General features: G+C 54.7%; 22 protein-coding genes, 1 tRNA gene and 5 pseudogenes. 3 read left to right on the top strand and 25 right to left on the bottom strand.

Annotated features, from left to right (window positions below; genetic code table 11):
* Nucleotides 1–15: 15 nt before the first annotated feature.
* The 16 genes and pseudogenes from JCM15764_RS12935 to JCM15764_RS13010 all read right to left on the bottom strand — a co-directional run bounded on the left by JCM15764_RS12935 (nt 16) and on the right by JCM15764_RS13010 (nt 15,018).
* Nucleotides 16–1,053 carry a Fic family protein gene (locus tag JCM15764_RS12935; RefSeq protein WP_243688942.1) on the bottom strand — a complete coding sequence of 346 codons (1,038 nt, stop codon included), beginning with the start codon at nt 1,051–1,053 and terminating at the stop codon, nt 16–18.
* 53 nt (nt 1,054–1,106) lie between these two features.
* Entirely contained in the window at nt 1,107–3,533 is a 2,427-nt protein-coding gene (locus tag JCM15764_RS12940) for a type I restriction-modification system subunit M (RefSeq protein WP_054696387.1), read from the bottom strand.
* 338 nt (nt 3,534–3,871) lie between these two features.
* Nucleotides 3,872–3,959, bottom strand: a tRNA-Ser gene (locus JCM15764_RS12945).
* A gap of 9 nt (nt 3,960–3,968) precedes the next feature.
* Complete coding sequence (gene tadA / locus JCM15764_RS12950; RefSeq protein WP_054696390.1) at nt 3,969–4,457, bottom strand: tRNA adenosine(34) deaminase TadA; 489 nt, start codon at nt 4,455–4,457, stop codon at nt 3,969–3,971.
* A 95-nt stretch (nt 4,458–4,552) separates the two neighbouring features.
* Nucleotides 4,553–5,890, bottom strand: a complete 1,338-nt coding sequence (locus JCM15764_RS12955; protein ID WP_054696395.1) for a diguanylate cyclase domain-containing protein — start codon at nt 5,888–5,890, stop codon at nt 4,553–4,555.
* A 130-nt stretch (nt 5,891–6,020) separates the two neighbouring features.
* Nucleotides 6,021–7,217, bottom strand: a complete 1,197-nt coding sequence (locus tag JCM15764_RS12960; RefSeq protein ID WP_243688943.1) for a sensor histidine kinase — start codon at nt 7,215–7,217, stop codon at nt 6,021–6,023.
* A gap of 25 nt (nt 7,218–7,242) precedes the next feature.
* Complete coding sequence (locus tag JCM15764_RS12965; RefSeq protein ID WP_279384433.1) at nt 7,243–7,803, bottom strand: substrate-binding domain-containing protein; 561 nt, start codon at nt 7,801–7,803, stop codon at nt 7,243–7,245.
* Nucleotides 7,804–7,848: 45 nt separating this feature from the next.
* The gene (locus tag JCM15764_RS12970; RefSeq protein WP_054696401.1) at nt 7,849–8,061 is read right to left on the bottom strand and encodes a hypothetical protein; all 213 of its coding nucleotides are present in this window, start codon (nt 8,059–8,061) and stop codon (nt 7,849–7,851) included.
* A complete protein-coding gene (locus JCM15764_RS12975) occupies nt 8,058–9,167 on the bottom strand; it encodes a sensor histidine kinase (RefSeq protein ID WP_054696404.1) in 1,110 nt (369 codons plus the stop codon). Before JCM15764_RS12975 ends, JCM15764_RS12970 begins: the two co-directional genes overlap by 4 nt.
* Nucleotides 9,164–10,018 carry a HAMP domain-containing protein gene (locus tag JCM15764_RS12980; protein ID WP_054696407.1) on the bottom strand — a complete coding sequence of 285 codons (855 nt, stop codon included), beginning with the start codon at nt 10,016–10,018 and terminating at the stop codon, nt 9,164–9,166. The genes JCM15764_RS12975 and JCM15764_RS12980 overlap by 4 nt, the downstream gene beginning before the upstream one ends.
* A pseudogene (locus JCM15764_RS12985) lies at nt 10,015–11,300 on the bottom strand (diguanylate cyclase domain-containing protein). Before JCM15764_RS12985 ends, JCM15764_RS12980 begins: the two are co-directional and overlap by 4 nt.
* A 68-nt stretch (nt 11,301–11,368) precedes the next feature.
* Entirely contained in the window at nt 11,369–11,812 is a 444-nt protein-coding gene (locus JCM15764_RS12990) for a response regulator (protein ID WP_054696410.1), read from the bottom strand.
* Nucleotides 11,813–11,990: 178 nt separating this feature from the next.
* Nucleotides 11,991–12,811 (bottom strand): annotated as a pseudogene (locus JCM15764_RS12995) (metal ABC transporter permease).
* 115 nt (nt 12,812–12,926) lie between these two features.
* Nucleotides 12,927–13,678, bottom strand: a pseudogene (locus JCM15764_RS13000) (metal ABC transporter ATP-binding protein).
* On the bottom strand, nt 13,669–14,505 hold the full coding sequence (locus JCM15764_RS13005; protein ID WP_243688945.1) for a metal ABC transporter substrate-binding protein: 837 nt from the start codon (nt 14,503–14,505) through the stop codon (nt 13,669–13,671). Before JCM15764_RS13005 ends, JCM15764_RS13000 begins: the two are co-directional and overlap by 10 nt.
* Nucleotides 14,506–14,592: 87 nt before the next feature.
* Complete coding sequence (locus tag JCM15764_RS13010; RefSeq protein ID WP_054696414.1) at nt 14,593–15,018, bottom strand: Fur family transcriptional regulator; 426 nt, start codon at nt 15,016–15,018, stop codon at nt 14,593–14,595.
* Nucleotides 15,019–15,360: 342 nt separating this feature from the next.
* Here JCM15764_RS13010 and JCM15764_RS13015 point away from each other — a divergent pair, with 342 nt between their 5' ends.
* Together JCM15764_RS13015 and JCM15764_RS23575 are read left to right on the top strand one after the other, a co-directional pair.
* Entirely contained in the window at nt 15,361–15,909 is a 549-nt protein-coding gene (locus JCM15764_RS13015; RefSeq protein WP_243688946.1) for a PilZ-like domain-containing protein, read from the top strand.
* Nucleotides 15,834–16,187: a PilZ domain-containing protein gene (locus tag JCM15764_RS23575; protein WP_243688947.1), complete on the top strand. Its 354-nt coding sequence runs from the start codon at nt 15,834–15,836 to the stop codon at nt 16,185–16,187. The genes JCM15764_RS13015 and JCM15764_RS23575 overlap by 76 nt, the downstream gene beginning before the upstream one ends.
* Here JCM15764_RS23575 and cobD read toward each other — a convergent pair.
* The 7 genes and pseudogenes from cobD to JCM15764_RS13045 all read right to left on the bottom strand — a co-directional run bounded on the left by cobD (nt 16,179) and on the right by JCM15764_RS13045 (nt 23,230).
* Nucleotides 16,179–17,270 carry a threonine-phosphate decarboxylase CobD gene (gene cobD / locus JCM15764_RS13020; RefSeq protein WP_054696417.1) on the bottom strand — a complete coding sequence of 364 codons (1,092 nt, stop codon included), beginning with the start codon at nt 17,268–17,270 and terminating at the stop codon, nt 16,179–16,181. The genes JCM15764_RS23575 and cobD overlap by 9 nt on opposite strands.
* A gap of 8 nt (nt 17,271–17,278) precedes the next feature.
* Nucleotides 17,279–18,239 (bottom strand): annotated as a pseudogene (gene cbiB / locus JCM15764_RS13025) (adenosylcobinamide-phosphate synthase CbiB).
* A 14-nt stretch (nt 18,240–18,253) separates the two neighbouring features.
* On the bottom strand, nt 18,254–20,680 hold the full coding sequence (locus JCM15764_RS13030; protein WP_054696421.1) for a cobyric acid synthase: 2,427 nt from the start codon (nt 20,678–20,680) through the stop codon (nt 18,254–18,256).
* A gap of 6 nt (nt 20,681–20,686) precedes the next feature.
* Complete coding sequence (locus tag JCM15764_RS26805) at nt 20,687–20,809, bottom strand: hypothetical protein (RefSeq protein ID WP_279384432.1); 123 nt, start codon at nt 20,807–20,809, stop codon at nt 20,687–20,689.
* On the bottom strand, nt 20,809–21,213 hold the full coding sequence (locus tag JCM15764_RS13035) for a hypothetical protein (protein WP_054696425.1): 405 nt from the start codon (nt 21,211–21,213) through the stop codon (nt 20,809–20,811). The genes JCM15764_RS26805 and JCM15764_RS13035 overlap by 1 nt, the downstream gene beginning before the upstream one ends.
* A 19-nt stretch (nt 21,214–21,232) precedes the next feature.
* A pseudogene (locus tag JCM15764_RS13040) lies at nt 21,233–22,290 on the bottom strand (cobalt-precorrin 5A hydrolase).
* Between the two features lie 85 nt (nt 22,291–22,375).
* Entirely contained in the window at nt 22,376–23,230 is an 855-nt protein-coding gene (locus tag JCM15764_RS13045; RefSeq protein WP_054696427.1) for a KilA-N domain-containing protein, read from the bottom strand.
* 34 nt (nt 23,231–23,264) lie between these two features.
* Between JCM15764_RS13045 and JCM15764_RS23580 the strand changes: the two genes are divergently transcribed.
* Nucleotides 23,265–23,558 carry a hypothetical protein gene (locus JCM15764_RS23580; protein WP_243688948.1) on the top strand — a complete coding sequence of 98 codons (294 nt, stop codon included), beginning with the start codon at nt 23,265–23,267 and terminating at the stop codon, nt 23,556–23,558.
* 14 nt (nt 23,559–23,572) lie between these two features.
* On the opposite strand, the gene cobM is transcribed toward JCM15764_RS23580, so the two are convergent.
* Complete coding sequence (gene cobM / locus JCM15764_RS13050; protein ID WP_054696430.1) at nt 23,573–24,364, bottom strand: precorrin-4 C(11)-methyltransferase; 792 nt, start codon at nt 24,362–24,364, stop codon at nt 23,573–23,575.
* Nucleotides 24,365–24,377: 13 nt separating this feature from the next.
* Nucleotides 24,378–25,103 (bottom strand): precorrin-2 C(20)-methyltransferase, encoded by a 726-nt coding sequence (gene cobI, locus JCM15764_RS13055; RefSeq protein WP_243688949.1) that lies wholly within the window; start codon nt 25,101–25,103, stop codon nt 24,378–24,380.
* Nucleotides 25,104–25,245 lie beyond the last annotated feature (142 nt).

The following is a 25,245-nucleotide window of genomic DNA, read 5'->3' on the forward strand; positions in this document are numbered from 1 at the left end:
AACCCGGTTTATTACTCATGACAATGCATCCGCTTTGGCACTCACATTACGCAGCAGATCATACAAAGCGTCATTAAGGTAGTAATTTTCCTTGCCCAGCTTGTGACGCGAGAGCAGCCCGATCTTTACCAGCTCTTCCAGATACTTGGCGGCTGTATTTCGATGTATCTGCAACTCCTGCGTGACAAATTCAATTTTAGTATAGGGATGACGAAAAAGATTGTTGATCAGATCCTGGCTGTAAATTTTCGGCAGTTCGGCGCGCAGCTTGTGCTTATGCCGCTGCATCAGTTCCTTTATCCCCAAAATAAGCACAATCGTTTGATGCGAGGTCTGCTCTATGCCTTCGAGCATATACAGCACCCACTCCTGCCACGTATCCCCAACGCGAACTGCTTGCAGCAGGCGATAGTAGTCCGACTTGTTTTGGTTTATGTAACGGGATAGATACAGGACCGGTACGCTTAACAGCCCCTGCTTGACCAGATAGAGGATGTTGATGATACGACCGGTCCTGCCGTTACCATCGTAAAACGGATGGATGCTTTCAAACTGGTGATGAATAACTGCCATCTTGGTGAGTGGGTCCCAATCGCACAGCTCATCATTGTTCATGAACTGCTCCAGATTGGTCATCAAAGCGATAATATCTTCATAATTCTGCGGCGGGGTGTAGACCGTCTCACCGGTTTGTTCATTTTTCAATGCCGTTCCCGGCAGTTTGCGAAAACCGGCACGATTCTCCTCAATGCCGCTATGGATTTCAAGAATATCGTTATTGGTGAGTAAACCGCTTTTCACGACCTGGTCAAAGCCATTGCGCAGGGCGGCCGAATAATTATGAACCTCTTTAGCGGCAGTGCTGACAAAATGCCGGGCAATGCTGTCGCTGCGATACAGATCATCATGAGTCGTGATGATGTTCTCGATTGCAGAACTGTCCTTTGCTTCCTGCAAAGCAAGTGTATTGATCAAAATACCCTGATTGGGAATACTGGCCGCCACACCTTTCAGCTCTGCCAGTGCTTGATGGGCCTTTGCCAGTTTTTTCAATACTATTTTGGATTCAAGATCTATTGGCAGTGGCAGCAATGGTAATGTATTCATCAGCTTTGCCTCCTATATTCATTGATGACAAACCCCATCCGCTCCAAGTGGGCGTTCACGGACTGCTCCAACTCGGCGACCCGGCTTGACGCTAATGGCAGCGGCGTCTCATACCGCTCCGCCAATTCCTTCACCCGCTGGGTCAATGCCTGACTAATACGATCCATTTCGCCATGTATGGCGGCGCTGATGGTAGTAAGCCACTTATCTTCCACCACCAGCGTCTTGATCTCCGTCTCGATGAGCGTGGGGTATTTCGTATATGCCAGCGCATCCAGTGCGGCCTCAGCTTCCTTCAGGGTTTTCTTGAGGTCTGCCTCCTGTGTGCAAAGGCGCAACCACTCCTCCAAAGCAGCCTTCTCCTCAACTATCAACTCTCCACTCTCACCTTTCATCTCTTTCAAGCGTGCGGTGACATTGGCCTTGTTCACCTTGTCCAGTTCCGAGAAGGCACCTTCCTCGCCGCCATGCTCCTCTTCCATTTCAACCATCTGGGCGGCTACGCTCTCCAGCGTTGCCTCCAGCTCACAGATGGCCGCCTGCTGCGGGGCAAAGTATCTGGCAACAATCAGCGGCTTCGGTATCAGGTCACACGTCCATCCTTTATCTTTCTCCTTACCCTTTTTGTCCTTCTCAATAATGCGGTAAGTCTCGGCCTTCCAGCCATCGGCGGCGATCAGGTAGCAATCGTCCTGCATGGTCGTGGACCAGTAATCCATCAGGTGCTGATAGACGTCGTATTTATCAATCAGCGGCTTGTCGGTGTAATGGGCAAGCAGATCTTCCGCAAGGTCAACTATGATGTTCTTGGGGTGGTAACCCGCTTGTAGGCTCTTGAGTGTTTCGGTGCTGCGCTGCTGCCAGTCGGCAAAGAGGGCATTCATGCTGCCAATGAATTTGACAAACTCAGGATGCTCATAGATCGTCGGCTTGATGTCCTGTTTGGCTACAACCAGGTCAAGATAGCCGGGGCGGTTGGCTTTGAAAAGGGTCTGCCGCAGTTGAGGGCACACATCCCAATACGGCTGCAAGGCATCTACATCGGCACAGGGAATACCACCTTTCAGATGTCCTTCGATGTCCTGAATATCTTCGGCCTGCTGGCTGTCAATGTAGCGCGGAATATTGAGGTTGAAGTCGTTCTTCTCGATCTCTTCGACACTCACCATGCGCGAGTATTTTGGTATATCCAGCCGCTTATTGAAGACATCGACGATCTGGTGGAGGTCGCAGTCGCGCAAGCGGTTCTTGTTGCCGTCTTTGAGGTAGCCGCTGCTGGCGTCCACCATGAAGATCCCTTTGCGGGTGTGGGCGTTTTCCTTATCGATGACGATGATGCAGGCCGGAATGCCGGTGCCGTAGAACAGGTTGGCAGGCAGGCCGATGATCCCCTTGATGTAACCCTTGCGGATGAGATTCTTGCGGATATCGGCCTCGGCATTGCCGCGAAACAATACGCCATGCGGCAGGATGCAGGCGCCTTTCCCGGTGCTCTTCAGCGAACGGACAATGTGCAACAGATAGGCATAATCGCCCTGCTTGGCAGGCGGAGTTCCGAAATGTTTGAAACGCTCATGCGGATCATTGAGCGGATCAATGCCGGTGCTCCAGCGCTTGTCGCTGAAGGGAGGATTGGCGACGACATAATCGAAGGTCTTGAGCTGACCGTCGGCACTCGTAAATAGTGGATTTGCCAGCGTGTTTCCCTGCTTGATTTCCGCAGTTGGATTGTTATGCAGGATCATATTCATACGAGCCAGACCGGAAGTGGCAGCGTCCTTCTCCTGTCCGTAGAGCGTAACCCTGGCACTGGCTTCGTCTCCCACCTTCAGCAGCAGCGACCCAGAGCCGCAGGTCGGGTCATAGACGGTGGTGTAATTCGTCGTCTGGGCATCACGAATGCCGATGATCTGCGCCATAATACGGCTGACCTCGGCAGGGGTATAGAACTGCCCCTTACTCTTGCCGCTTTCGGTGGCAAAGTGGCGCATCAGGTATTCATAGGCATCGCCAAGGATGTCATCGCCCTCGGCACGGTTCTTACTGAAGTCGAGCGCCTTGTTTTCAAAGATGGCAATCAGGTTGGTGAGACGATCCACCATCTCCTGACCGCTGCCCAGCTTAGTCGGATCATTGAAATCCGGCATGTCCGACAGCTTGTTGGCATTGGCCAGCGGCCCGATGATCTTCTTATTGATCTGGTCACCAATGTCGGGCTTACCCTTGAGTGCAACCATGTCCTTGAACCCAGCGCCTTCAGGAATAGTAATGGGGGCGTAAGGCACACCGGCGTATTTATCACTGACGTATTTGACAAACAGCAGCACCAGTACGTAGTCCTTATACTGGGAAGCATCCATCCCGCCGCGCAGTTCGTCGCACGATTGCCAGAGGGACGAATAGAGTTCGGATTTCTTTATTGCCATGTGATGTCCTTTGCGGTGCGAATAGAAAAATAGCCACTCTGCATGCAGCAAAGTGGCTATGAGTATTATCAGAAATGGCTGGTAGATTCCATAAATTTACGCTGGAATGACCCTACCCCCCAACCGTTGTGGCAACACCCCACGCTGCTGGTCGAGACAACCTTAGCAATTCTTAGCATCTCATGGGGTTTGCTTCTCTTGGCTCTATAGTAATAGATGCCTTTGCGAGCGAACATATGGTGGGCATAAGAAAATAGCCCATGGTGAAGAGGACTCATAATAGGTCTCACTTTCAGCAAGGGCTATATTTATGCAGCTATTTCAGCTACTAAATTTAATGGCGGAGAGGTAGGGATTCGAACCCTAGGTACGTTGCCGTACACCTGATTTCGAGTCAGGCACCATCGACCACTCGGACACCTCTCCGTTTGATTGCTATTCTCTTTTTTTATTCCGCTTCTTTTCCCGGCGGAGCGCTGCAAAAAAGTTGCTGAGCAGCGCCGCGCATTCGGCTTCCCTAACCCCTGAAACCAGCGTCACCCGGTGGTTGAGCCGGCTGTCGTCGGACAGGTTGTAAAGGGAACCAGCCGCCCCCCCTTTCGGGTCGTGGCAACCGAAAACCACCTTTTCCACCCGCGCCAGCAGGATCGCCCCCATGCACATCAGGCAGGGTTCCAGGGTGACATAGAGCGATGTGCCGAGCAGGCGCCAGTTGCCGGTTTTTTTTGCCCCCCGCCGGATGGCTATCAGTTCGGCATGGGCCGAGGGGTCCTGCATCCCCTCCCGCAGGTTGTGTCCTCTGGCAATTATTTTACCATCTCTGACGATAACGGCGCCAATGGGTACCTCGCCGCGGGCGGCGGCCTTTTCAGCCTGGGCGATGGCTTTGCCCATCCAGAAGGCATCATCCCTCTCTATCGCCATTTCTGTTATCGCTCTTTCTGATAAGACGGCCCGTGACACAGGGGAGGAATTGGAGAAAAAACGTCCGGAAAGCTACCATGCATGAAAAATAAAAGTCAAGCTAAATCGCCCTCTGACTGGTAAAACTCGAACCGGCTGCCACCCTGCTTGGCGCGGTACATGGCCGTGTCGGCGTGTTTCAGCAGACTTTCCAAATCGGTGCCGTCATCAGGGAAGATACTTATGCCGATACTGACGCCGATCGAACCCTCCTTCCCCTTAAGTTGAAAAGGCACGGAGAGCTCGCCGATAATCTTTTTCGCTACAGTTGCGGCATCCTTTCTCTCGCTTATCCGGGAGAGAACGACGGCGAATTCGTCTCCCCCCATACGTGCTACCGTATCGGATTTGCGCAGACATCCTTTCAGCCTCTCCGCAACTTTCTGCAGCAGCAGGTCGCCCACATCATGCCCTTCCTGGTCATTGATCTGCTTGAATCGATCCAGATCAAGAAACAGCAGCGCAAAAGCGATGCCGTACCTTTTGCCCTGTTCCAGATTGGTATTGAAGCGGTCGAAAAACAGCGTCCGGTTGGGCAATGAAGTGAGCATGTCGTAATGGGCCAACTGTTCCAGGCGGCGCTTGGCCAGGGTGCGTTCGGTGATGTCGCGAAAGATGATTTGCACGGCTGGTTCGCCGTTGAAGGTAAAGGGAACGCCGGAGACCTCCACATCTATGTCGGCCATGTCGTACCGGATAAACCGTTCCTCGATCCAGGGGACGTTATATCCCGAGTCTTCCATCTGCCTCAGCTGTGCCTTGAATATTTCCTTGAACTCGGGATGGACAAAGTCGAGCATGGCCATTCCCAGCAGGTCCTTCGCCTCCGGCGCCCCCAAAAGGCTCACACCTGCGGGATTGATGAAGACGAATTTCCCGGCGGAGCAGATCACGATCCCGTCGGGAGACAGTTCAACCAGCTTTCTGTATCGCCATTCGCTCTCGTGGATGGCGGTAAGCATCTGTTGCCGTTCGGCAACAAGCTGTTGTTTCTGCAATACCTGATCGATAACCAGTGGGAGCAGCTCCAGATAGCCCATCTCCACGTCTTTGACGATGTAGTCAGTGGCGCCCAGCTTCAGTGCTTCCACAGCTACCTTTTCATTGCCGCTGCCCGTTACCATGATCACCGGTGGATATTTTTTCCGAGCGGTAAGGATGCGCAGCACATCGATGCCGCCGCACAGGGGCATGTTGTAGTCGACCAGGATCACATCGTATTCCACCTTTTCCGACATGGCCAGCCCCAGCTCGCCATTCTCCGCCAGATCTATCACGTGCCCCAGCCGCTGCAGGGTCCTCTGGAGCAGCCGGGCCAGCCCGGCGTCATCTTCCATATATAGAATACGAGCGCCATCGGCTTTGCCGGCAACCGCTCCCACATCGTCGACCATTGTTCCTCTCCCCTGGTTTATCCTCTTCCCATACCGTCTTCTGCCAGTGGCAGGCTAAAACTGAAGGTGCTCCCCACGCCCAGTTCCGAAGCGCACCAGATCTGGCCGTCGAGTCGCCGTACCAGAGCCTTTACGTAGCAAGCCCCATCCCCTCCCCCTGAACATCCTGCCTTCCTGCCCGGCGAAAGATGTCGAACACCTTGTTCTGGTCATCAAGGGAAATTCCCCTGCCATTGTCGCGAAAGTTGAAGATGAATCCTTCATGTGTCTTTTCCGCCGAGATCTCAAGCCTGCCCGGCCGCTCCGGGTCAAGGTACTTGATTGCGTTATCCAGCAGATTACCTATTATCTGCTCCAGGGCTACCCTGTCCTGAATGACTTCCGGCAGCGTTCCGACGTTCACCTGGGTATTTTTCTGCTCCAGCTGATGGGTCAGCGTTTTCAGGATACTGTCCACCAGCTCGTTGAGATCGACCGGCTCCGGTTTCAACTCGCGGTGCCCAAGGCGGGACAGCTTCAGAACCAGGCCGATCAGGGTATCCATACGGCTAACCGAAGAGGTGATGAATCCGATCGCCTCAGGGACATCGGTTTCCAGAATCTCGATGAATCTTTTGCCGTCATTGCCGTCTAAATGGCATTCCCCTCTGCTGGTGATGGAATCCAGCTCCTGCATGCAGGCCTGCAACTCGCCGGTAAAGCCTTTGATATTTACCAAAGGCGCCCGGAGGTCATGGGAAATGATATAGGCAAAGTTCTTAAGCTCCTCATTGACCTCCTGAAGGTCCTGGGCAAAGTGCTGCAGCCTCTCATCAGCCCGTTTCAACTCATTGAGCGCCTTTTTTGGCATCATCAACAGCGAAATGAAAACAGCGGTCCCCAAGACTATACCTATCAGCGCCACCAGACCGACGCGCAGCAAAAGGGGAGCAAGTGAACGGCTGATTTCTATTTTTCCTACCTCCACCCCCGAATCTTTCAGGGGAAAGGTGCTGCTGACCACCGGGGGGGTCAGCCTGTCGGCGCTTTCCGCCACCAGCTCTCCACCCTTGTCGAATATCCGCCTCGTCTCGGCGTGCCCTGCCCGTGGCCTTCTTGCCAGGAGCTCATAAAGCCTGGGCGTTTCATATTTCCATAAATCGGGATTACTTCTGATGATGGAGGCTATATTCCGGGCGTTTATTTCAGCCTCTGTTTCCAGACCTCCCATCGTATATTTATAGGAAACCAGGAAATAGATGAGGGGCAAAGCAACCGTTATTGCAATTGCAACCGTTCCGGCAATGCAGCTGGTAATTCTTATCAATTTGTTGTGTTCAGAACTCATGGTCGGTACCAGTCAAAATTGGTTTTTAGAGCGGTTGATTGCCGTTTGCTGCAAGAATTTTCCTGCCGGCCGGCGAAGAGAAAAAAGCGGCAAAGTCCTTGGCCGCTTCCGATGAGTTGCCCAGGGTCACTATGTAAAACTCCTTCCAGATCGGATAGGCTTCCTTCATCGTCTTGGCCTTGGGCTGCACACCATCGAGGGCTAACACCTTTACCGGCAATTTTTCTGTCAGAACCTGTGTCTGTGTGGCTCCGCCAAAACTGCCGGGAATTTTCATCACCATGTCGATGCTGTCTTGATCGGTAACGGCAAAATTCATTTCCGGCTGGCGGATTGCTGACAAAACGGCCTGATCTATACCAGGAGAGAGGCTGCGCAGCAGCTTGGTATCGGAATCGCTTTCCGGCCTCATTACCAGGCGAACCTGCTTGCCATCCGGCCATTTCTTGATCTTGCCGCCGTATAACTGTTCCACCTCTTTGATGGTTATTGACTCTTTGTTGACTTGCCTATGGGTTATGAAAACATACGGCGATCTGGCATATTTCGTCTCCACGGCGCCCCTGGATTTTTCTTCTGCTTTCAGCGGCCGACCACTGAGGCAATGTCAACTGCCCCCCGATCACCGCCTTTATCCCTCCCGAACTGCCAAGCTCGGCAATACCTTGATGGACACTCCTTTGTGGATCTTCATGTATGCTTTGGCCAACAGCTTCGCCGAGCCCAGAGGCCCGCCCGAGCCCCCGACTTTTATCACTGTTTCTGCCGATGCCGCTGTGGATGTCAGAAACCCCGCCACGATCAAACAGACTATGGCCCTTTTGAAAATGAAACCTCTTGTCATACTCTGCCTCCCCACGCTGTAGTTAGCCATTCTTCCCCTATGGTGAAAGAAAAAGTACTTCCTGTGCCCACTTCAGAGGAACACCATATGCGGCCATGGCATTGTTTTACCAGTGCCCGTACATATGCCAGCCCCATCCCCTCTCCCGTGGATTCCTGTTGGCCGGCACGGCGAAATGGATCGAATATCTTGCCAATATCCTCTTCGCTGATGCCGATTCCATTGTCGCGGACATGGAACAGCCAGCCCTCGTCCGAATTCTCCGCACTTACCTCGATCCTGGCCCTGCGTCCAGGGGCGCGGTACTTGACGGCATTATCCAGAAGTCCGCCCATTATCTCCTCCAGCGCAGCTCTATCCGTTTCCAAATCCGGCAGATCGCCAATTATCACCTCAACCTCTGCCCCATCAATGGTTTTCCCCAGCCGTGCCCTTATACCATTCACCAGCTCGCTCACATTCACCGGCTCAACCGTCATCTTGCGCTGCCCCAGATGGGACAACCTGAGGACGGAGGAAAGCATCCCGTCCATCTTCCGCACAGAATCTGTGATGAAATGCAGGGCCTCCGGTACTTCACTTCTGACTATTTCCGCCATTCGTACCCCGGCTGCTTCTCCCACATGGGGCATGGCTTCCTCAAGCACCGCGGCCAATTCCTTGAGATTGTCGACCAACTCGCCGGCAAAGCCCCGAATGTTCACCAGCGGCGTCCTCAGATCATGGGAAATGGTGTAAACGAACCCCCTCAGTTCATCGTTGCTGTCCTTTAGCTCCCGGTTGTAACGTCTCTGCATTGCCTCCCACTCCTTGCGGCCGGTGATATCATGGGCCACGCAGACCAGGCTTCGCATGCTGTTATCAGGATTCCAGATAATGGAGATGGAAAGGGCCACGGGAATTTTTCTGCCGTCCCTGGCGACCAAGGTCCTTTCCTCATCGCTCAGGTAGCCCCGATTGACCAGTTCTTCCAGGGAACAATCGGGCAATACTTCCTTTAAAGGTCTGCCAACCGGCTCGTCGTCATAACCGAGCATGGCACAGGCGGCACCATTGACTTGCTGTATCGCCCCATCGGGCGAGACGACGATGAGTGCGTCCATCATGGAGTGGATGACTTCGCTGAAGTAGTCCTTGCCGGCGATAATCTCATGGGTGGAGCGATGGAGGCTTGGGCCATGCCCTGGAACGATTCGGCCAGCGCCCCGATTTCATCGTCCGGGCCAATGTGGATGGCCGCTTTCAGATCTCCCTCTCCCATTTTCCGGACAGCGTTTTGCAGGGTTCGAAGCCGCCTGGAAAAGGAAGCTGAGATGACCATGCCGGACAGAAGGGCAAGGGCGAAAGTGGCGCCGGTAACCATGACGATATTTTGCAGTGCCCCCTGCATTGTCCGGTAAGTAAACTGTTTGATTTCGGCAAAATCACTGGCATTTTCCCGGGATTCCCGCTCTATCGCCTGCAGAAATTGCCGTTCTGCCTTTTCGTTCTTCTCCTTCAGTTCGACCAATTGTCTGGCAGGACGGCTCTTTTCCAGAGCGCTGACGATGGCCGCAGCTGTTTCTATCAACGCTTCCCCGCTCTCATTTATCCTGTCGTGTCCTCGGTCCCGTACACCGTGGTGATGTCTCATCAGATCCTTTTCGTAGCGGCCCAGCGCCTTGTAATAAGAGCTGACCCCCTCAGCAATCAACTTCTTCTCCTCTGCCAGTTCACCCTGGAATAGTTCTCTGTCGCCCTGCTGCCAGAGAAACCCATACTCAACCGTTGAGGAAACAATTCGCAAGCCCGCATATTTCAGCTCCTGCAGGGAGCGACCGAGGGGGATTTCATCCTCGGCCTGGCGCTTGAACTCTTCACTGACCGTATTTACGATGCGCATGCCGAACCAGCCGACCACAGCGGTGAGCAGGGCGACCAGAAAATATCCTGTAAGCAGCTTGCCGCGAATCTTCATTGGTCCACCGTCAGGGATTGATCGGCAAAAAGGCAGAACCTGTTGCGCCCGTTTTCCTTGGCCTTGTACATGGCCATATCCGCCTTTTTCAGCAACAACTGCGGATCATCGCTGTCCGCAGGGAAGATGCTGATACCAATACTGGCCCCTATCGAACATTCGTGCCCACGCAGGCAAAAGTCAACATCAAGGGCGGCGATGATTTTTTCTGCCACTGTTTCTGCGTCACCCTTCCCGGCAATTTTCGACAGGATTATGCAAAACTCATCCCCACCATGCGCGCCACCGTATCCGCATCACGTATGCAACCGGTCATTCTGCCGGCCACTTCCCGGAGCAGCATATCCCCCACGTCGTGTCCCAGGTTATCATTAATGGGTTTGAAACGATCCAGATCCACATAAAGGAGGGCGAACATCTGGTTATATCGCCTGGCATGGGAGACAGTCTGGCCAAGGCGGTCAAAGAAGAGGATCCGGTTGGGAAGAGAGGTGAGAGGGTCGAAATTGGCCATGTACTGGAGGCGGTCGTAAGCCTGTTTCCGTTCGCTGATGTCGCGGAATATCAGCTGAAAGGCCGGCTCGTCATTGAAAGTGAAAGGAAGCGTTGTCACCTCCACATCCACCTCGGTCTGGTCGAGACGCAGAAATTTCTCTTCAATTACAGGGAAGTCCTCCTGCTCCGCCACCAGCAGCCCCAGCCCGGGAAGATGCCGGTCGCGGAAGGCCGGCTGGATAATTGCTGCCAAGTCCTTTCCGAGAAGCTCTATTTCTTCCCGCGCCCCCAGTATTTCCAATCCGTTGGGGTTGATGAAGACCAGTTTCCCATGCTGGTGAATGGCGATACCGTCCGGAGAAAGTTCCACCAGCTTCCGGTATCGCTCCTCGCTCTCCCTGACGGCATGGAGCATCTGTTCACGCTCCCGGACCAGCCGTTCCTTCTCCAGCACCTGCTCAATGATCATGGGCAACAGCTCCAGGTAGCCCATTTCCACGTCTTTAACCACGTAATCGTTGGCCCCCAGCTTCAACGCCTCCACCGCAATCTTTTCGTTGCCGTTCCCGGTTACCATTATCACCGGCGGCAGTCCTCCGGCGGTCATGGCCCTTAAGACCTCCATTCCCCCGCACACCGGCATATGGTAATCCAGGAGCACCAGGTCGTATCCTCCACCCTCAAGCATTGACATGCCTTGTTCGCCATTATCGACAACGTCCACCACATAGCCGAGCCGCTGCAGGTTTCGCTGTAAAAGCCGAGCCAGGCCCACATCATCTTCCATATAAAGAATGCGTACTGAGTTTTTCGCCGCCACCAGATCGTCCCTTTCTGAAAAGGATGCCGTTGTTGTCACAGGTCGTCGGGGACCTTGACGATGGAGAGAAACAACCCCAGATTACGGATGGCTTGGGAAAAGCTGTCGTAGTCAACCGGCTTGGTAACATAGATATTGCACCCCAGACTGTAACATCGACTGATTTCCCGGGGATTTTCGGTGGTGGTGAGCATGACCACCGGAATGTTTCTGGTGCGCTCATTTGCCTTGATTCTGCTCAGCACCTGATAGCCATCCATCACCGGCATGTTCAGGTCGAGAAGGATCAGAAACGGCACCCTGTTCTCATGACCGGTGAACTCTCCCTCATTGAACAGAAAATCAATCGCTTTCTGGCCATTATCCAGATGTATTATTTCGTTGGCCACTCCTGCGCGACGCAGGTTCTTTTCGATAAGCCGTGCATGGCCCGCGTCATCCTCCACCAGAAGGATGGTTACGCTTTGATGACTGGACATAGGTCTCCCTCGCCTTTGTTGTTGGCATTACATATGCCTTATCGGCAGATTGCCTGAAAGCTTAAGGTAACCTCAAAAATTAATGAGAGAACTAAAGGATGGCTGGTTCTGGCTTGGCGGGGAGACGGAGGGCCAGGAGTCTGTCGGACTTAGGGATTCATTCCAAGTCGACAGACTCCTAGCGCCGGCGGAGCAATCTGAAGCAGAACGAGGCAGCGAAGATGACGAAGTTGAAGAGGACGATGGTGGCGCCGGCGGGGAGATTGAGGACAAGGGAGAGACAGATGCTGATCATGACCGTACCCATGCCTATCAGGCTGAAGAGAATATTGCCCCCTTGAAGCTGCGTGCAAGCTGCAGGGCGGATACGGCGGGCAGGATGAGGAGTGCAGAGATGAGCATGATTCCTACCACTTTCATGGCCAACACCACGGTCAGGGCAGTCAAAAGCACCAGGACCATATTGATGCGGCTGGTCTGTATGCCGGCACTTCTGGCCAGGTCTTCATCGAAAGTGGTGGCAAAAAGTTCGTTGTAAAAGAGAAAGATGGATATGAGGACCACCAGGAACAACACTGCGGCAAGCATAAGCTCGGTCATACTGATGGAAAGGATATTGCCGAACAGGTAGCTGAAAAGATCAACATTGAAGCCGCCGGCCTTGCTCGCCAGCATTACACCGACGGCGATGCCCAGGGAGGAGACGATGCCGATGGCAGTATCACCGTAGATTTTCGCCTTGTCGGTCAGCTTCAATATTCCGATGGAGGCAAGGAGCACCACCGGGATGGCAGCCATGGTCATAAAAACTGACTGGAACCCCAGAAATAGCGCCAGGGCGACGCTGCCGAAGGTCACATGGGCAAGCCCGTCGCCGATAAGGGAAAAACGGCGCAAGACGAGAAAGATCCCCAAAGTGGAGCAGAGTACGGCAATCAGCGACCCACCGACCAGGGCGCGCTGCAAAAATCCATAGCTGAGTATTTCCGCCAGATCCATGAGTTTCCTATGTTACCTTAGTTTTAGCCGACCGTTTACCTTCATCAATCCCCCCTGTTCCAGAGGGGGGGAAGCGAACACCGTGAGCAGGGGGGTCCGAGCAGGGTGGTTCAACTCAATGCCGGTGGCAGACCACATGCTGAGCTTTTCGCCGAAAAAACCGGTCATTTCAGCCGATTTGCAGAAGTCGTCAAAACCACCATAAAATATCACCCGCTTGTCCAGATAAAGCAGCTTTGTCGCATAGCGGCCGATGGTGCCGGTATCGTGGGTGATGAGGATGACGGTGGTGTTTCGCTCCCGGTTCATATCGGCGATCAACTGGTAAAAATGCTCCCTGGTTTCCGGGTCCAGGGCCGTTGTAGGCTCGTCCAGGACAAGCAGCTCAGGCTCGTTGACCAGCGCCCGTGCCAGCAGAACCCGTTGCCTGAGCCCCCCCGAAAGCTCGCCGATCATCTTGTCGGCGATGTGGGCAATATCCATCCACTGCAGCGTCTTTACCACCGCTGCCGCATCATTTCTGTCAAAGCGCCGGGGAAAACCCTTTGCAGCAAGGCGGCCCAGACGAACTACCTCCATAACAGTGGCAGGGAAGTTTGGATTAAAGAACTGCAACCCCTGGGGCAGATAGCCGATGCGACGCCAATCGCGAAACTGGGCAAAAGGGGTGCCGAACAGGGATATGGTTCCCTTCTCGGGCTTGATCAGGCCGAGGATCGATTTGACCAGGGTGCTTTTGCCCGAACCGTTGGGACCGACCACCCCCACGTAATCACCGGAGTGAACGGCAAAGGTCAGATCCTGCAGTACATCGGCCCCCTGATAGCCCGAGCAGAGACCTTTCACGGAAAGCGCTTCTATGGACATTGCAGCCCCGTCCTCAGGTTCTTGAGATTTTCTTCCATAAGGGAGATGAAGGTCACTCCCCGGTCAAAGTCTGCCTTGCCGATATTGTGGGCGCCGTGCAGTCTGAGCAGCTGCGCCCCTGTCTCCCGGGCAATGGTTTCGGCAACGCGGGGATTGAGCAGCTCCTCGGTATAAATATACTTGAGCCCGCTGCTTCGCATCTGCCTGATAAGGGAGGTGAGTTTGCCGGCGGTCGGCTCGGCATCGGCATTCAGGGCATAGGCTGATTGGTAGTTGAGGTTATAGCGACGAGCCAGGTAACCAAAAGCAAAATGTCCCCCATGGAGGAAATCCCTGGTCGCGCACCGGGACAGGCCCGCCTTGAATCGCCGGTCCAGATCTGCCAGTTTTGCCTTGTAGGCAGCGGCGCTGGCCGTATAATAATCCCGGTTGGCGGGATCCTTTGCCACCAGGGCGGCCAGGATGTTGTCGGCAATGATCCGGTCATTGTCGAAATCGAGCCAGATATGCGGATCAAGGCTCCCGGCACGATGACCATGCCCATCCTCCTCAGCCTTTTCTTCCCCCGCCTTGTACAGGTTCACTCCCCGGCTGGCATCCACCGTCAGCCCCTTTTTGGCCGTCGCTTCGACTATTTGCGCCGCCCAGGGCTCCATGTACCTGTTGGTGAAGATGAAGATATCGGCCCGGCTGACACGGATAATGTCGTCCGGTTTCGGCTCGAAGCTGTGGGGTTCCATGCCGGGAGGCAGCAGCAGAGTCACATCGACTTTGTCACCGCCGATCTGCCTGGTAAAGTCGTAGAGGGGGAAGAGCGTCGTTACCACTTTCAGCTTACCCGAATTGTGCTGCTCCCTTTTTTCGCAGGAAAAGTGCCGGCACAAGCAGGAGCATGAACAGGAAAAGAAAATTTTTCATATGGTTCCTCCCTGGCTTTCCGAACATTCGCGGCAGAGGCCGTTTACCTGCACGATATGGGAGAGGACGGTACCGCTGACCTTCTTTTCGATCTCTTCCATACCGCAGAAATTGATATCCTCCACCTTGCGGCAGGAAAGACAGATGAAGTGGTGGTGATGGTGGCCGTTGGGGCAGAAATAGTAGTAGAGTTGCCTGTTTGGATGAATGACCTTGGTGATGAGTCCACCATTGGCCAGTTCTTCCAGATTGCGATAGACGGTTGGCAAGCCGATGCTGTCGAAATTCTTTTGCAGCTTGCGCCAGACCTCTTCCGGGCTTGCATAGGATAATTCCTCAGCCAGCAAGGAGAGGATCGCCAGCCTTTTCGGTGTTGCCTTCAGCTTGAGCTCTTTAAGGTACTGATTAAAATTGTCGGACATATTGCTCCAAGATAGATTGTCCCTGATCTAAATAGAAATCATTTCTTTTTAGAATACCCCAATTTTGCCCACTGTCAAGGTTTTATCCCGGCTGCAGGTTTCCGGCCCAGGAGGGGAAAATGAAGTAAGTGTGTATCGAGGCAGGCATTTGACCATTCAATAATGGGGTTTGGCGGTAACCGGGGTGGCTGCGGGATAATGGCAGAAGAAGCAAGAACCGGGAGCTTGTCTTCTCCACCCAACGGAAACGCCGTTGAAGGCATTGGCGGGTTTGATGGGTGAATGATCTGGCAAATATCTTGCTAATTAAGACCATTCCACAAGCAAAATTGGACCCTGCCAATGTCAGAGCAAAACCTTTATTACTGGGATTATTTCCATGTCAACCAGAGAGCCAGGGTCGACCTGCCCCTAGGCAACGGCCGTTTCTTCCACGAGTGGGCCGTTATCAACTTCGCACATGGAGATCTCATAACCCTCAGACTGTCAAGGGATGTGCTCCCCCACGACCTTCTGCTGGCAAAGGGGGAACCGGTGTCGGTCAGGGCAGGAAGCGGCGGCCAGGGTTACCGTTGCCATGCCGTTATAGAAGATGTGGAGCTGGAAAAGGTGACATTGAGATTGAGCGGCTCGGTAATCCCCGATGAACTGAGGCTTATTTCCGCCTGGATACACTGCTGGAGTTTAACTATTTTCCTGCCGGCAAGGAAGAAACCTGGGAACTGCCCGGCAATCGCTGCATTATCGGCACCGGAACAGGCTGTGCAAAACCGTCATCACTGCAGTGGAACTTTCAGCGCTCCAGACTCATGGAAATGTGCAATGACAAGGGAAACGGCGAAAGTCATGCTGCCCAGCCCATCATCGTCAATATTAGTGGTGGCGGACTGAGAGCACAAACGGTGGAAGAAATCCAGGTCGGATCAGTGTTCAACCTCGCTTTTCACCTGCCCAACAGCCAGCCCCATCAGGTTCAGACCCTGGCCGAGGTAATCTACTGCCAGCCGCTCCCTTCCGTGTGGCATACCAGTACCAGCTTCTCCACCGGCATGAGATACCTTAAAATCAATGAGCGCAACCGGGACAGCATCATAAAATTCGTCTGCAGTGAAGAAATAAAAAAAATCAGGAGCTGCAACAAGAATTTTCATTCCATGGTCTCAAGCTAGCCTCCCCGCATCTCCCAGCGCCGTCTCCATCTCCCTGACCAACAGCTCGTTTTCCCAGCGCCTGCGTACCGCAACCCGGAAAAAACGGGTGTCCAATCCTTGGAAGTTCGAGCAATCCCTTATCAGTAGGCCACGGGCAAGAAGCCTTTGCCTCAGCTCAGCTGCCGTAGGACCTTCATCCAACCTGACAAGCAGATAGTTGGCTGCAGATGGGTAGACCGTCAAGCCATTCAGCGTTGCCAGCTGCGCGGCAAGCAGGGCTCGCTCCTCGGCGATTGTCTGCAAGGTGCGCAGGCGATAGCCGGTATCGGCAATGGCAGCAAGGCCGGCAACCTGGGCCGGAGTGTTGACGCTCCATGGTTCCCGCAGAGACGCCAGCTCAGTAATGATCTCCGGTGACCCCATGGCATAACCCAGGCGTAGGCCGGGGATGGCGAAGAACTTGGTCATGGATCTGAGTATCACCCCCCCGCCGTCCAGGAGCAGATGCTTGGCCGATTCTGCCTCACAGAAATCCATGAATGCCTCATCCAGCACCAGAAAGGCGCCGGAAGCACGGCAGAGGCGGTAAATCACCTTGATGGTCCCCAGAGGGAGCATCTTGCCGGTGGGATTGCCGGGATTGCAGAGGAAGAGTGCATCAAAGCCGCCGGATAATTTCTCTTCCAACAATGGGACCGACAGGGAAAAGCCATTCTCGGCGTCGAGCTCCAGATAGGCCACGTCCCATCCTGCCCGGTCCAAGGCCCTGGCATATTCAGAAAAGGCGGGGGCAATGACCAGCGCCCTCTTTCCCTTCAGAAAACGGGGCATCAGGTAAATCAACTCCGTTGAACCGTTGGCCACACAGACCGAATTCCGATCGAGGCCATGGAAAGCAGCCAGCCCGGAGGAAAGCTCGACAGCATCGGAATCCGGGTAATGGGTGTAGCGGTCGAAGGAGGAGATAAGCGCTTCCTTCACCGCTGTCGAAATACCAAGGGGGTTGATGCTGGCAGAAAAATCCGCGATGTCTTCCGGCTTTATCCCCAGGCTGCGGGCCACGCTGAAGACATTGCCGCCATGATCGAATGTGGTCTTCATCCTTATTCCTATCTGTAAATGACAGCTGCAAAGACAACGAATCCAGCCAAAAGCAGCATCTCTGCCCCGTACATGAGGCGTACGGCGCATGGCAGGCTGCCAGTGACAGGGGATAAACGGGGTCGCCGATGGTCGGCTTGGCCACAGGCTTGCCGAAGTAGTGATTTACCCCTCCCAGCTGCACGCCAAGGGCACCGGCTGCTGCCGCTTCGGGAATGCCGCTGTTGGGGGAGGAATGGTTGCGCCCGTCGCGGCGCATGATGCGCCAGGCACCCCCTGCCGACAGCCCGGCAAAGGGAGCTGCAAGAACCAGCAACAGGCCGGTTAGCCTGGCCGGCAGGTAATTGGCCAGGTCGTCAAAACGAGCCGAGGCCCAGCCGAAGTGGAGATAGCGGTCGTTTTTATAGCCGACCATGGAGTCGAGGGTGTTGACTGCCTTGTAGGCCAGCCCCAGCACAGGTCCACCGATCATCAGGCAAAGGAGCGGAGCGATGACACCGTCTGAGGTATTTTCCGCCACAGTTTCCACCACCCCGCGGATGATCCCCGTTTGATCAAGATCATCGGTATCTCGGCCGACAATGCGCGACAACCAAATCCTTGCCGCCGGCAGCTCACCCTTCCGCAGAGCATCCACAACCAGCATCGACTCCCGGTGCAGGGAGCGGGAGGCAAGACAGGTCCAGGAAAGATAAATGGCCACTGCTGTGGCAAGGACAGGATGGATCAGTGCGGCAATTTTCAGCAGCAGGGCCGCCGATAGACAGGTGATGCCGACGGTGATACAGAGAAGGGCAATGCCGCCCCATCGCGCATCGGTAAAGATCCGCCGCAGGTGCGCCTCCAAAAACAATATCAGCCTGCCGATGCCCACCACCGGATGGGGCAGACCGGAGGATCTCCCAGCAGCAGATCCAGTATAACTGCAACAACGACGACAAACACGTGATTGGTGAAAGGCTCAGACATGGGAGAACCGCTCTTTAATGGTCTGCTTTGGCAGATTTCAGCCCGCAGATTGCAAACAGCCGGTCCATGTCCAGATGGCGCTCCAAATGATCGGCCAGCAGTTCGTAGGGGTCTTTGATGGGGATGACCTTGTGCCGCTCGCGCAGTCCTTTGCTGCGCCTGATGCCATTGAGGAAGGCAGTTCTGAACCCGGCATTGTCGAAGATGCCATGCAGGTAAGTGCCGTGAATCCTGCCATCCATTGATACTGCACCATCTTCAATGTCCACCAGCCGATCCGAGCGGCATTCTATCCTGGCAAAGGGCAGGGCGTTGTCGCCACGGGTGGTTTCTCCCATGTGAATCTCGTAGCCGGTCAGCTCCCTGCCGCCATCTGCCAGATCCATCTCCGCCAGCAGATGGCCTGTCACCTGGTGGGTCTCCTTCTGCATCAGCATCACCGTCTCCACATCAAGCAGAGACAGCCCTTCCGCCTCCTTGATGTCCGACTCCACATTGAAGGGGTCCAGGACCCGCCGCCCCAGCATCTGGTAGCCGCCGCAGATGCCGAAAATGGCGCCGCCGAATTCGCGGATCGCCTTGTACAGGCCCCGTTCCATGAGAAAGTAAAGATCGGTGAGGGTCGATTTGCTGCCGGGAAGGATGATCAGATCCAGCCCCTTCATCTGCTGGGGGCTGTCGATGTAACGGAGTTCCACGTCCGGCTCGTTCTCCAGTGCATCGAAATCGGTATAATTGGACATGCGCGACATCCTGATCACACCGATCTGCAGCTTGTCTCCGGCCGCATGACGTAAGCGGGAGGCAGCCGTACGGCTTTCCAGCGGGACGCTGTCCTCATCGGCAATGCGGAAACCCTGGAAATAGGGGATGACTCCCAGCACCGGCAGCCCGGTCCGTACCTCCACAAAATCTATCCCGGACTTGAGGAGCGAAGCGTCTCCTCTGAATTTATTGATGATGATACCTTTGACCATCGCCCGCTCGGCCGGTTCGAGAAGCTCAATGGTGCCGACGATCTGGGCAAAGACCCCCCCCCGATCGATGTCCGCCACCAGGATCACCGGGCAACCCGCCATCTCGGCCACCTTCAGGTTGGCAATATCGTGCTGCTTCAGGTTTATTTCGGCAATGCTGCCGGCCCCTTCGATGACGATGAAATCATGGCACTGCCTGAGGCGACTGAAACTCTCCTTGACCCTGACAAAAGCCTCCGGCTTGTAGGCATTGTATTCGGCCACCTTCATGTTGCCGATCACCCTCCCCTGGACGATGACCTGGCTCCCCACATCAGAGTTCGGCTTGAGGAGCACCGGATTCATGTCCACGTGGGGGGCAATGCCGCACGCTTCTGCCTGGACCGCCTGCGCCCGGCCGATCTCACCCCCTTCGGGAGTCACCGCAGAATTGAGGGCCATGTTCTGGGATTTGAAGGGCGCGACAGCAATGCCCTTGTTTTTCAGGATGCGGCAAAATCCGGCGGTCAGAACCGATTTTCCCACATCGGAACCGGTGCCGCAGATCATCACGGCTCGGCCTGTGGCCGGTTCGAAGTTCGAGGTTCCAGGTTTGAAGTTCGAGGTTCGAGGTTCGAAGTTCGAAGTTACAAGCTCGGACTGCAAAGACCCAGGTTCCAGATGAAGCGCTCGGCACTCGGTGTCATTGGTTTGCAACCTCGAACCTCGAACCTCGAACTCCGAACTGGTCTTATACCCCCGCGGCGTGACCATCCGCCCTTTCTGATCGACAAAGGTGGCCGAGTTGCCGATGATGACGATGGAAAACATATCGATGTCATGATCCAGCATCTGGTCAAGGGTGGTGACAACCATGTTTTCACCCTCGCGGCAGGCATTACGCACGATGCCCACCGGGGTGCCGGCAGCACGCAGCGCAGCAATAATTGCCCGTGCCGCTTCGATTTGCATGGTCCGCCCCTTGCTCTTGGGATTGTAGAGGGCGATGACAAAGTCTGCCGCAGCTGCCGCCTCAACACGCTTTTCGATGACCGGCCACGGGGTGAGCAGGTCGGAAAGGGAAATTACGGCAAAATCGTGCATCAGCGGTGCCCCGAGCACGGCAGCTGCAGCCTGGACTGCCGAAACCCCTGGAATGATGATAATCTCAGGCGGTGCGGGCAGGTTTTCTGCCAGCTCCAGGGCCAACCCGGCCATGCCGTAGACTCCCGCATCACCGCTGGAAACCAGCGCCACCGACTTGCCCGAACAGGCTATGGAGAGGGCCTGGTTGCAGCGTTCCACCTCCTTGAGCATGCCCGAGGAGACCACTTCCTTGCCTGCCAGAAGTGGGGTGATGAAGTCCAGGTAGGTCTTGTACCCGACGATCACATCGGATGAGACCAATGCCTCCCGGGCCTCGAAAGTCATGTGGTTGAGCCCGCCGGGGCCGATGCCGACTATGTATAGTGCCGATTGCGCCATTGCTTGCTAAAAACCCTCCGGTTCTTCCATTTGCTCCTTGATCTCCTCCGAATCAATGGAAAGGACCCCTGTCGGCAGCAGAAGAACGCTGGCCTGCTTGCCTTTCCATTCAGCCCGGTCGTTCTCCATCAGGCAGGTTCGCCGAACTTTTTCCGGCAGGCGGCCAGAAGCTTGTTGTAATTATCTTTGCCGGCGAAATAGGCGGTGGCGCCGTAGAAAAGATCCTTGTAGAAATAGTAGTAGATCCTGGTTACGGTTGCCTCGCCGATCTTCAGCTGATCGTCCGGGCGGGAATAGACGGTGACCTGTGCAGCAGCCTGTTTGTTGGTACGCGTGTACAGCTCCCGCAGTGCTGCCGTCCCTTCCTTGCTGAATTCCAGACCTTCCACCTCATAGACCGGTGCTCCCCAAGCGATACCCCGGAAACCGTCAGGTTCCCTTTCCTCAAAGGCAAGATCATTGGCCATGGCGCCGGCAGCAAGAAATGCCAGAACCAGGGTGCAACTAACTATCGTCTTCACTGACAGTCTCATAATGGCCTCCATTGCTTCATCAATTTTGACATTCCGCTATGGCCAGGGTTATGTTGCCGCTTTTTACCTTCTTCAGCAGCATGGTTCCCCCTCCGGAAGCAAGCAAGGCAGCAGGCTCCGCAACACCGGTCGCACCTATGGCCGCGAGGGCATGATTGGAGGGGGGAGACGGTGAATCAACTCTGTTCAGTTCTTCACTCTCGTAAAATGCGATTGAAAGGCCTAACCGCTCGGCAAATGTCAGCAATCCCGGCTCCGCCCGCTTGGCGGTGGCGGAGGCGATGCATTTCAGGCTCTTCATGGACAGGAACAGCCGCTTCATGTTTGCACTAACCAGAGCCCCTATCTCTTCCGCACTGGTTCCGCTGTTACAACCGATCCCCAGCACCAGGTTCCGGGGACGGAGAATGAGAAGCTTTTCCGACTGCACCTGCGGCGGCAGTTGCCGGTTGGTAATGAACAGGTACCCTTTCGCCGAGCTTTGCAGGGCCTCGATGAAGGTATCATGGAAAGAAAGGGGGCAGCGGCCATGGAACCAGGTGCGTACCCGCCCCGTTCCATCGACAACCGCTATTTCAGCGTCATCCAGAAGCAGGCTGTTGAGGACCTTGACCCGTGCCAGGTCGTCTATGACCCAACCTTCCTCCTTGGCCAGCATATCAAAGGAAGGGAGATTGTTGGCATCGGTAGCTGTGGTAATCACCTCCCGCGCACCGGTAAGAAAAGCGCACCTGCAGGCCAGCTCGTTGGCACCCCCCAGGTGCCCGGAAAGAATCGGAATGGAAAAGCGACCGGCATCATCCATGACCACCACCGCCGGGTCCTTGTCCTTCGCTTCCAGCAGCGGGGCAATCATGCGCACGACAATGCCGGTAGCCATGATGAAAACGAAGCCGTCGGTCTCCGGCCACAGCCTGCGCACCAGTTCTTTCAGCTCGCCGATAAAGGGAACTGCCTTTTTGCCGGCCATCCCCGCATATTTCTGCAGGACAAACAGGTCCGCCCTGGGAAAACCATCCTAAGCTGCGCTCCCAGTCTGGCGCCGTTGCGGGTTATGGCGATAATGGCAATGCGCATTGGTTCACCACTAAGATCAATCCACAGATTATACCGATTTTACGGATGCACATTGCCTTGCCTGCGATGTTTGGTATGGATTTTCTTATTCCACGATCTTCGGCAATAAGCCATTATCCAATTCCTTTAACTGCCTTAAGTTGACATTGCCTGTCAGAGACTTCATCTGTGTGATCGCCGCATCATTCAATTGCCGTATCCGTCCCTGCTGGCTCAACCCCTGATATATCAATACTGAGTTAATACTTTCAAGATTCGAAAGAACAACCAGTTGCTCAATCGTAGCATAATCGCGCATATTACCGGTCTTCTTTGGGTGGTTCTGCCGCCATTCACCAGAAGTCATCCCAAACAATGCCACATTCAGCAAGTCGGCTTCTGTTGCATAAATAGTGGTTATTTGGGTTTTGGTCAATCGTCGGGGAATGAGGTAATCCTTGATTGCATCTGTATGGATTTTATAGTTAATCTTGGCAAGGGTTCGTTGAAGATTCCATTCCAGTGCCTTGGAGCGGGCCTCTTCCTCCTTGAGACGCTGAAATTCCTTTATGAGGTAGAGTTTGAACTCTACGGAAATCCAGGAAGCAAATTCAAAAGCAATGTCTTTATGGGCGAAGGTTCCACCATATCTGCCAGATTTTGATACTAGGCCTATGGCATTGGTAGCCTCAATCCACCGTTGCGGAGACAGCACAAAATAATTACTTCCGGCTTCATTTTTAAACCTCTCGAATTCGAGAGGTTTGAAATCAGGGTTGCTCAGCTTTTCCCACAGACCCAAAAGCTCGATCGTACTTCGGCCACGCATCCAGTTATTGATGACGGCAAACGGCTCCGCAGCATTCCGATATCGAGCGATGTCGGTCAAGGATATGTAGTCTTCCCGCTCTCGGGAAATGATGGCTATTTCCTTGCCTTGCACATCGATCTTTCCGGCCATCTTTTCCTCACGTGTACAGGCAATTCCCCCAAGCTTGGGGGATACCTTTCATTACTTCAGATACTTTTCCAGGATCGCCCGCTTATTACCTTCTGCCGCAGCAGCCGAAGCTTTGAGTTCGCGGACTCGCTGCTCTCGTGAACGCATTCCAGGACAACGAAATTTTCTGGATGTGAAAATTGCTTGTTGTGTCATCACCACGCTTGATGGCATCGGGATAAATACTCCTGCGTTCACGCCCGTCAATGCTGATGGCACATCCATGGGATTTTTACCATTTCTGGTCGATACCCCCATCGGCCGCAAATTCGAGAGCAGTTTTCAATAATTCGTTCCACATACCTAACCGACTACCCCTTCCCGGAATTCATGACTGAAACCTTTGTCGTAAAGGAGAGACTTGGCTTTCAGCCCTTCCCGCCGGGCACTGAGAACATCGCCGATGATAATCAACGCCTGTTTGCCGATGCCTGCTTCCTTGACCCTGGCGGCAATATCGGCAAGAGTCCCTTCCACCACCTGCTCGTCGGGCCAGGTTGCCCTGGCCACCACCGCCACCGGCGTTTTCTCAGTGTATGCACCCTGAAGCAGTTCCACCACCACCTGTTCGATCATGGCCACGGAGAGGTAGATAACCATGGTGGCGCCGATGCCTGCGGTGCGGGCCAGGGTCTCCCGCTCCGGCACCGGCGTTCTGCCTGCCAAACGGGTAATGATCACCGTCTGTGTCACCTCCGGCAGGGTCAGCTCCTGTTTCAGGGTGGCTGCAGCAGCAAAAGCGCTCGTCACCCCTGGCACTACCTCGTACCCGATGCCAAGCCTGTCCAGCTCGACCATCTGCTCCTGAATGGCTCCATAGATGGACGGGTCTCCGGTGTGCAGACGCACTACCTTCTTCCCGGCAAAGACCGCCTCGGACAAGGCGCTCGTCGTCTCTTCCAGGGTCATCCCGGCAGAATCGAAGACCTGGGCATTGGCGGCATAGGTCCGCACCAGTTCCCGGTCCACCAGGCTGCCGGCATAGACTACCACCTCCGCCTCGCCCAATAGCCGCGCCCCCTTGACCGTGATCAGCTCCGCATCACCCGGGCCAGCGCCGACAAAAGCTATTCTGTTTTCCGTTGCAGCATTCACTGAATAAATTCCTTCACCACAGGTTTTTTTTGACGATCAGCAGCGACAGATAGTCCAGCTTCCGTCCCACCAGGGAGGCCAGTTCAGTCACTACCTCCTCGTCTACCGAACCGACACGGCGGACGAAAACAGCCTGTTTTTCCAGTCCCATCTCCTGCAGCAGGGCGTAAACACGGTCGAATACCCGGCTCACCTTCATCAGGACGATGGTATCGAAATTTTCGAAAGCGCGGCGCAGCTCTTCATCCTCGTAGGTAGTAGGAAGGATGGCGATGCGGTCCGAGGCCATGCCGAGGGGAAGATCAGCGGCAATGGAAGCGGCGTTGATGCTGGAAATACCAGGCACCACCTCTATTTCGAGGTGCGGATACCTATCGCGGAAGATGCGGTAGAGGTAGAGAAAGGTGGAATAGAGAAAGGGATCGCCGATGGTTATAAAGGCCACATCCTTGCCGGCGGCAACACGCTCGGCAACTTGGGCGGCAGCCTTTTCCCAGAAGGTATCCAGCCCATCCTGATCCCTCTTCATGGGGAAGACCTGGACCAGCACCTCCTGGCTACTGCGGTCGATAAATTCTTCGACAATGGAAAGGGCATAGCTGGAGGCGTCCGCAGTCCCGGTGGGGGTGCAGATCACCGGCACCGAGCGGATGATCCGCTCCGCCTTGCGGGTAATCAGCTCCGGGTCGCCGGGGCCGACACCGATGGCGTATATTTTTGCAGATATTTGATTTTTCATTGGCTTGGGCGCTTTTTGCGAATTCGATTTCAGGATGGAGAGCAAGGCAGCAAGGAGAAGCCGACGCAGGCCTCACCCGCCTTTGGCAACCCTCTCCCATAAAGGGAGAGGTAAACGTAGTAATACTCCACTGGGGAGGGAT

The organism is Geotalea toluenoxydans JCM 15764 (genome assembly GCF_001311985.1).
Classification (GTDB): domain Bacteria; phylum Desulfobacterota; class Desulfuromonadia; order Geobacterales; family Geobacteraceae; genus Geotalea; species Geotalea toluenoxydans.

Coding starts and splice junctions, on each gene's coding strand:
- JCM15764_RS12940 (WP_054696387.1), bottom strand. CDS start 3,533: ATGGCAATAAAGAAATCCGAACTCTATTCGTCCCTCTGGCAATCGTGC.
- tadA (WP_054696390.1), bottom strand. CDS start 4,457: ATGGCGATAGAGAGGGATGATGCCTTCTGGATGGGCAAAGCCATCGCC.
- JCM15764_RS12955 (WP_054696395.1), bottom strand. CDS start 5,890: ATGGTCGACGATGTGGGAGCGGTTGCCGGCAAAGCCGATGGCGCTCGT.
- JCM15764_RS12960 (WP_243688943.1), bottom strand. CDS start 7,217: ATGAGTTCTGAACACAACAAATTGATAAGAATTACCAGCTGCATTGCC.
- JCM15764_RS12970 (WP_054696401.1), bottom strand. CDS start 8,061: ATGACAAGAGGTTTCATTTTCAAAAGGGCCATAGTCTGTTTGATCGTG.
- JCM15764_RS12975 (WP_054696404.1), bottom strand. CDS start 9,167: ATGATGGACGCACTCATCGTCGTCTCGCCCGATGGGGCGATACAGCAA.
- JCM15764_RS12980 (WP_054696407.1), bottom strand. CDS start 10,018: ATGAAGATTCGCGGCAAGCTGCTTACAGGATATTTTCTGGTCGCCCTG.
- JCM15764_RS12990 (WP_054696410.1), bottom strand. CDS start 11,812: ATGTCCAGTCATCAAAGCGTAACCATCCTTCTGGTGGAGGATGACGCG.
- JCM15764_RS13010 (WP_054696414.1), bottom strand. CDS start 15,018: ATGTCCGACAATTTTAATCAGTACCTTAAAGAGCTCAAGCTGAAGGCA.
- JCM15764_RS13015 (WP_243688946.1), top strand. CDS start 15,361: ATGTCAGAGCAAAACCTTTATTACTGGGATTATTTCCATGTCAACCAG.
- JCM15764_RS23575 (WP_243688947.1), top strand. CDS start 15,834: ATGTGCAATGACAAGGGAAACGGCGAAAGTCATGCTGCCCAGCCCATC.
- cobD (WP_054696417.1), bottom strand. CDS start 17,270: ATGAAGACCACATTCGATCATGGCGGCAATGTCTTCAGCGTGGCCCGC.
- JCM15764_RS13030 (WP_054696421.1), bottom strand. CDS start 20,680: ATGGCGCAATCGGCACTATACATAGTCGGCATCGGCCCCGGCGGGCTC.
- JCM15764_RS26805 (WP_279384432.1), bottom strand. CDS start 20,809: ATGGAGAACGACCGGGCTGAATGGAAAGGCAAGCAGGCCAGCGTTCTT.
- JCM15764_RS13035 (WP_054696425.1), bottom strand. CDS start 21,213: ATGAGACTGTCAGTGAAGACGATAGTTAGTTGCACCCTGGTTCTGGCA.
- JCM15764_RS13045 (WP_054696427.1), bottom strand. CDS start 23,230: ATGGCCGGAAAGATCGATGTGCAAGGCAAGGAAATAGCCATCATTTCC.
- cobI (WP_243688949.1), bottom strand. CDS start 25,103: ATGAAAAATCAAATATCTGCAAAAATATACGCCATCGGTGTCGGCCCC.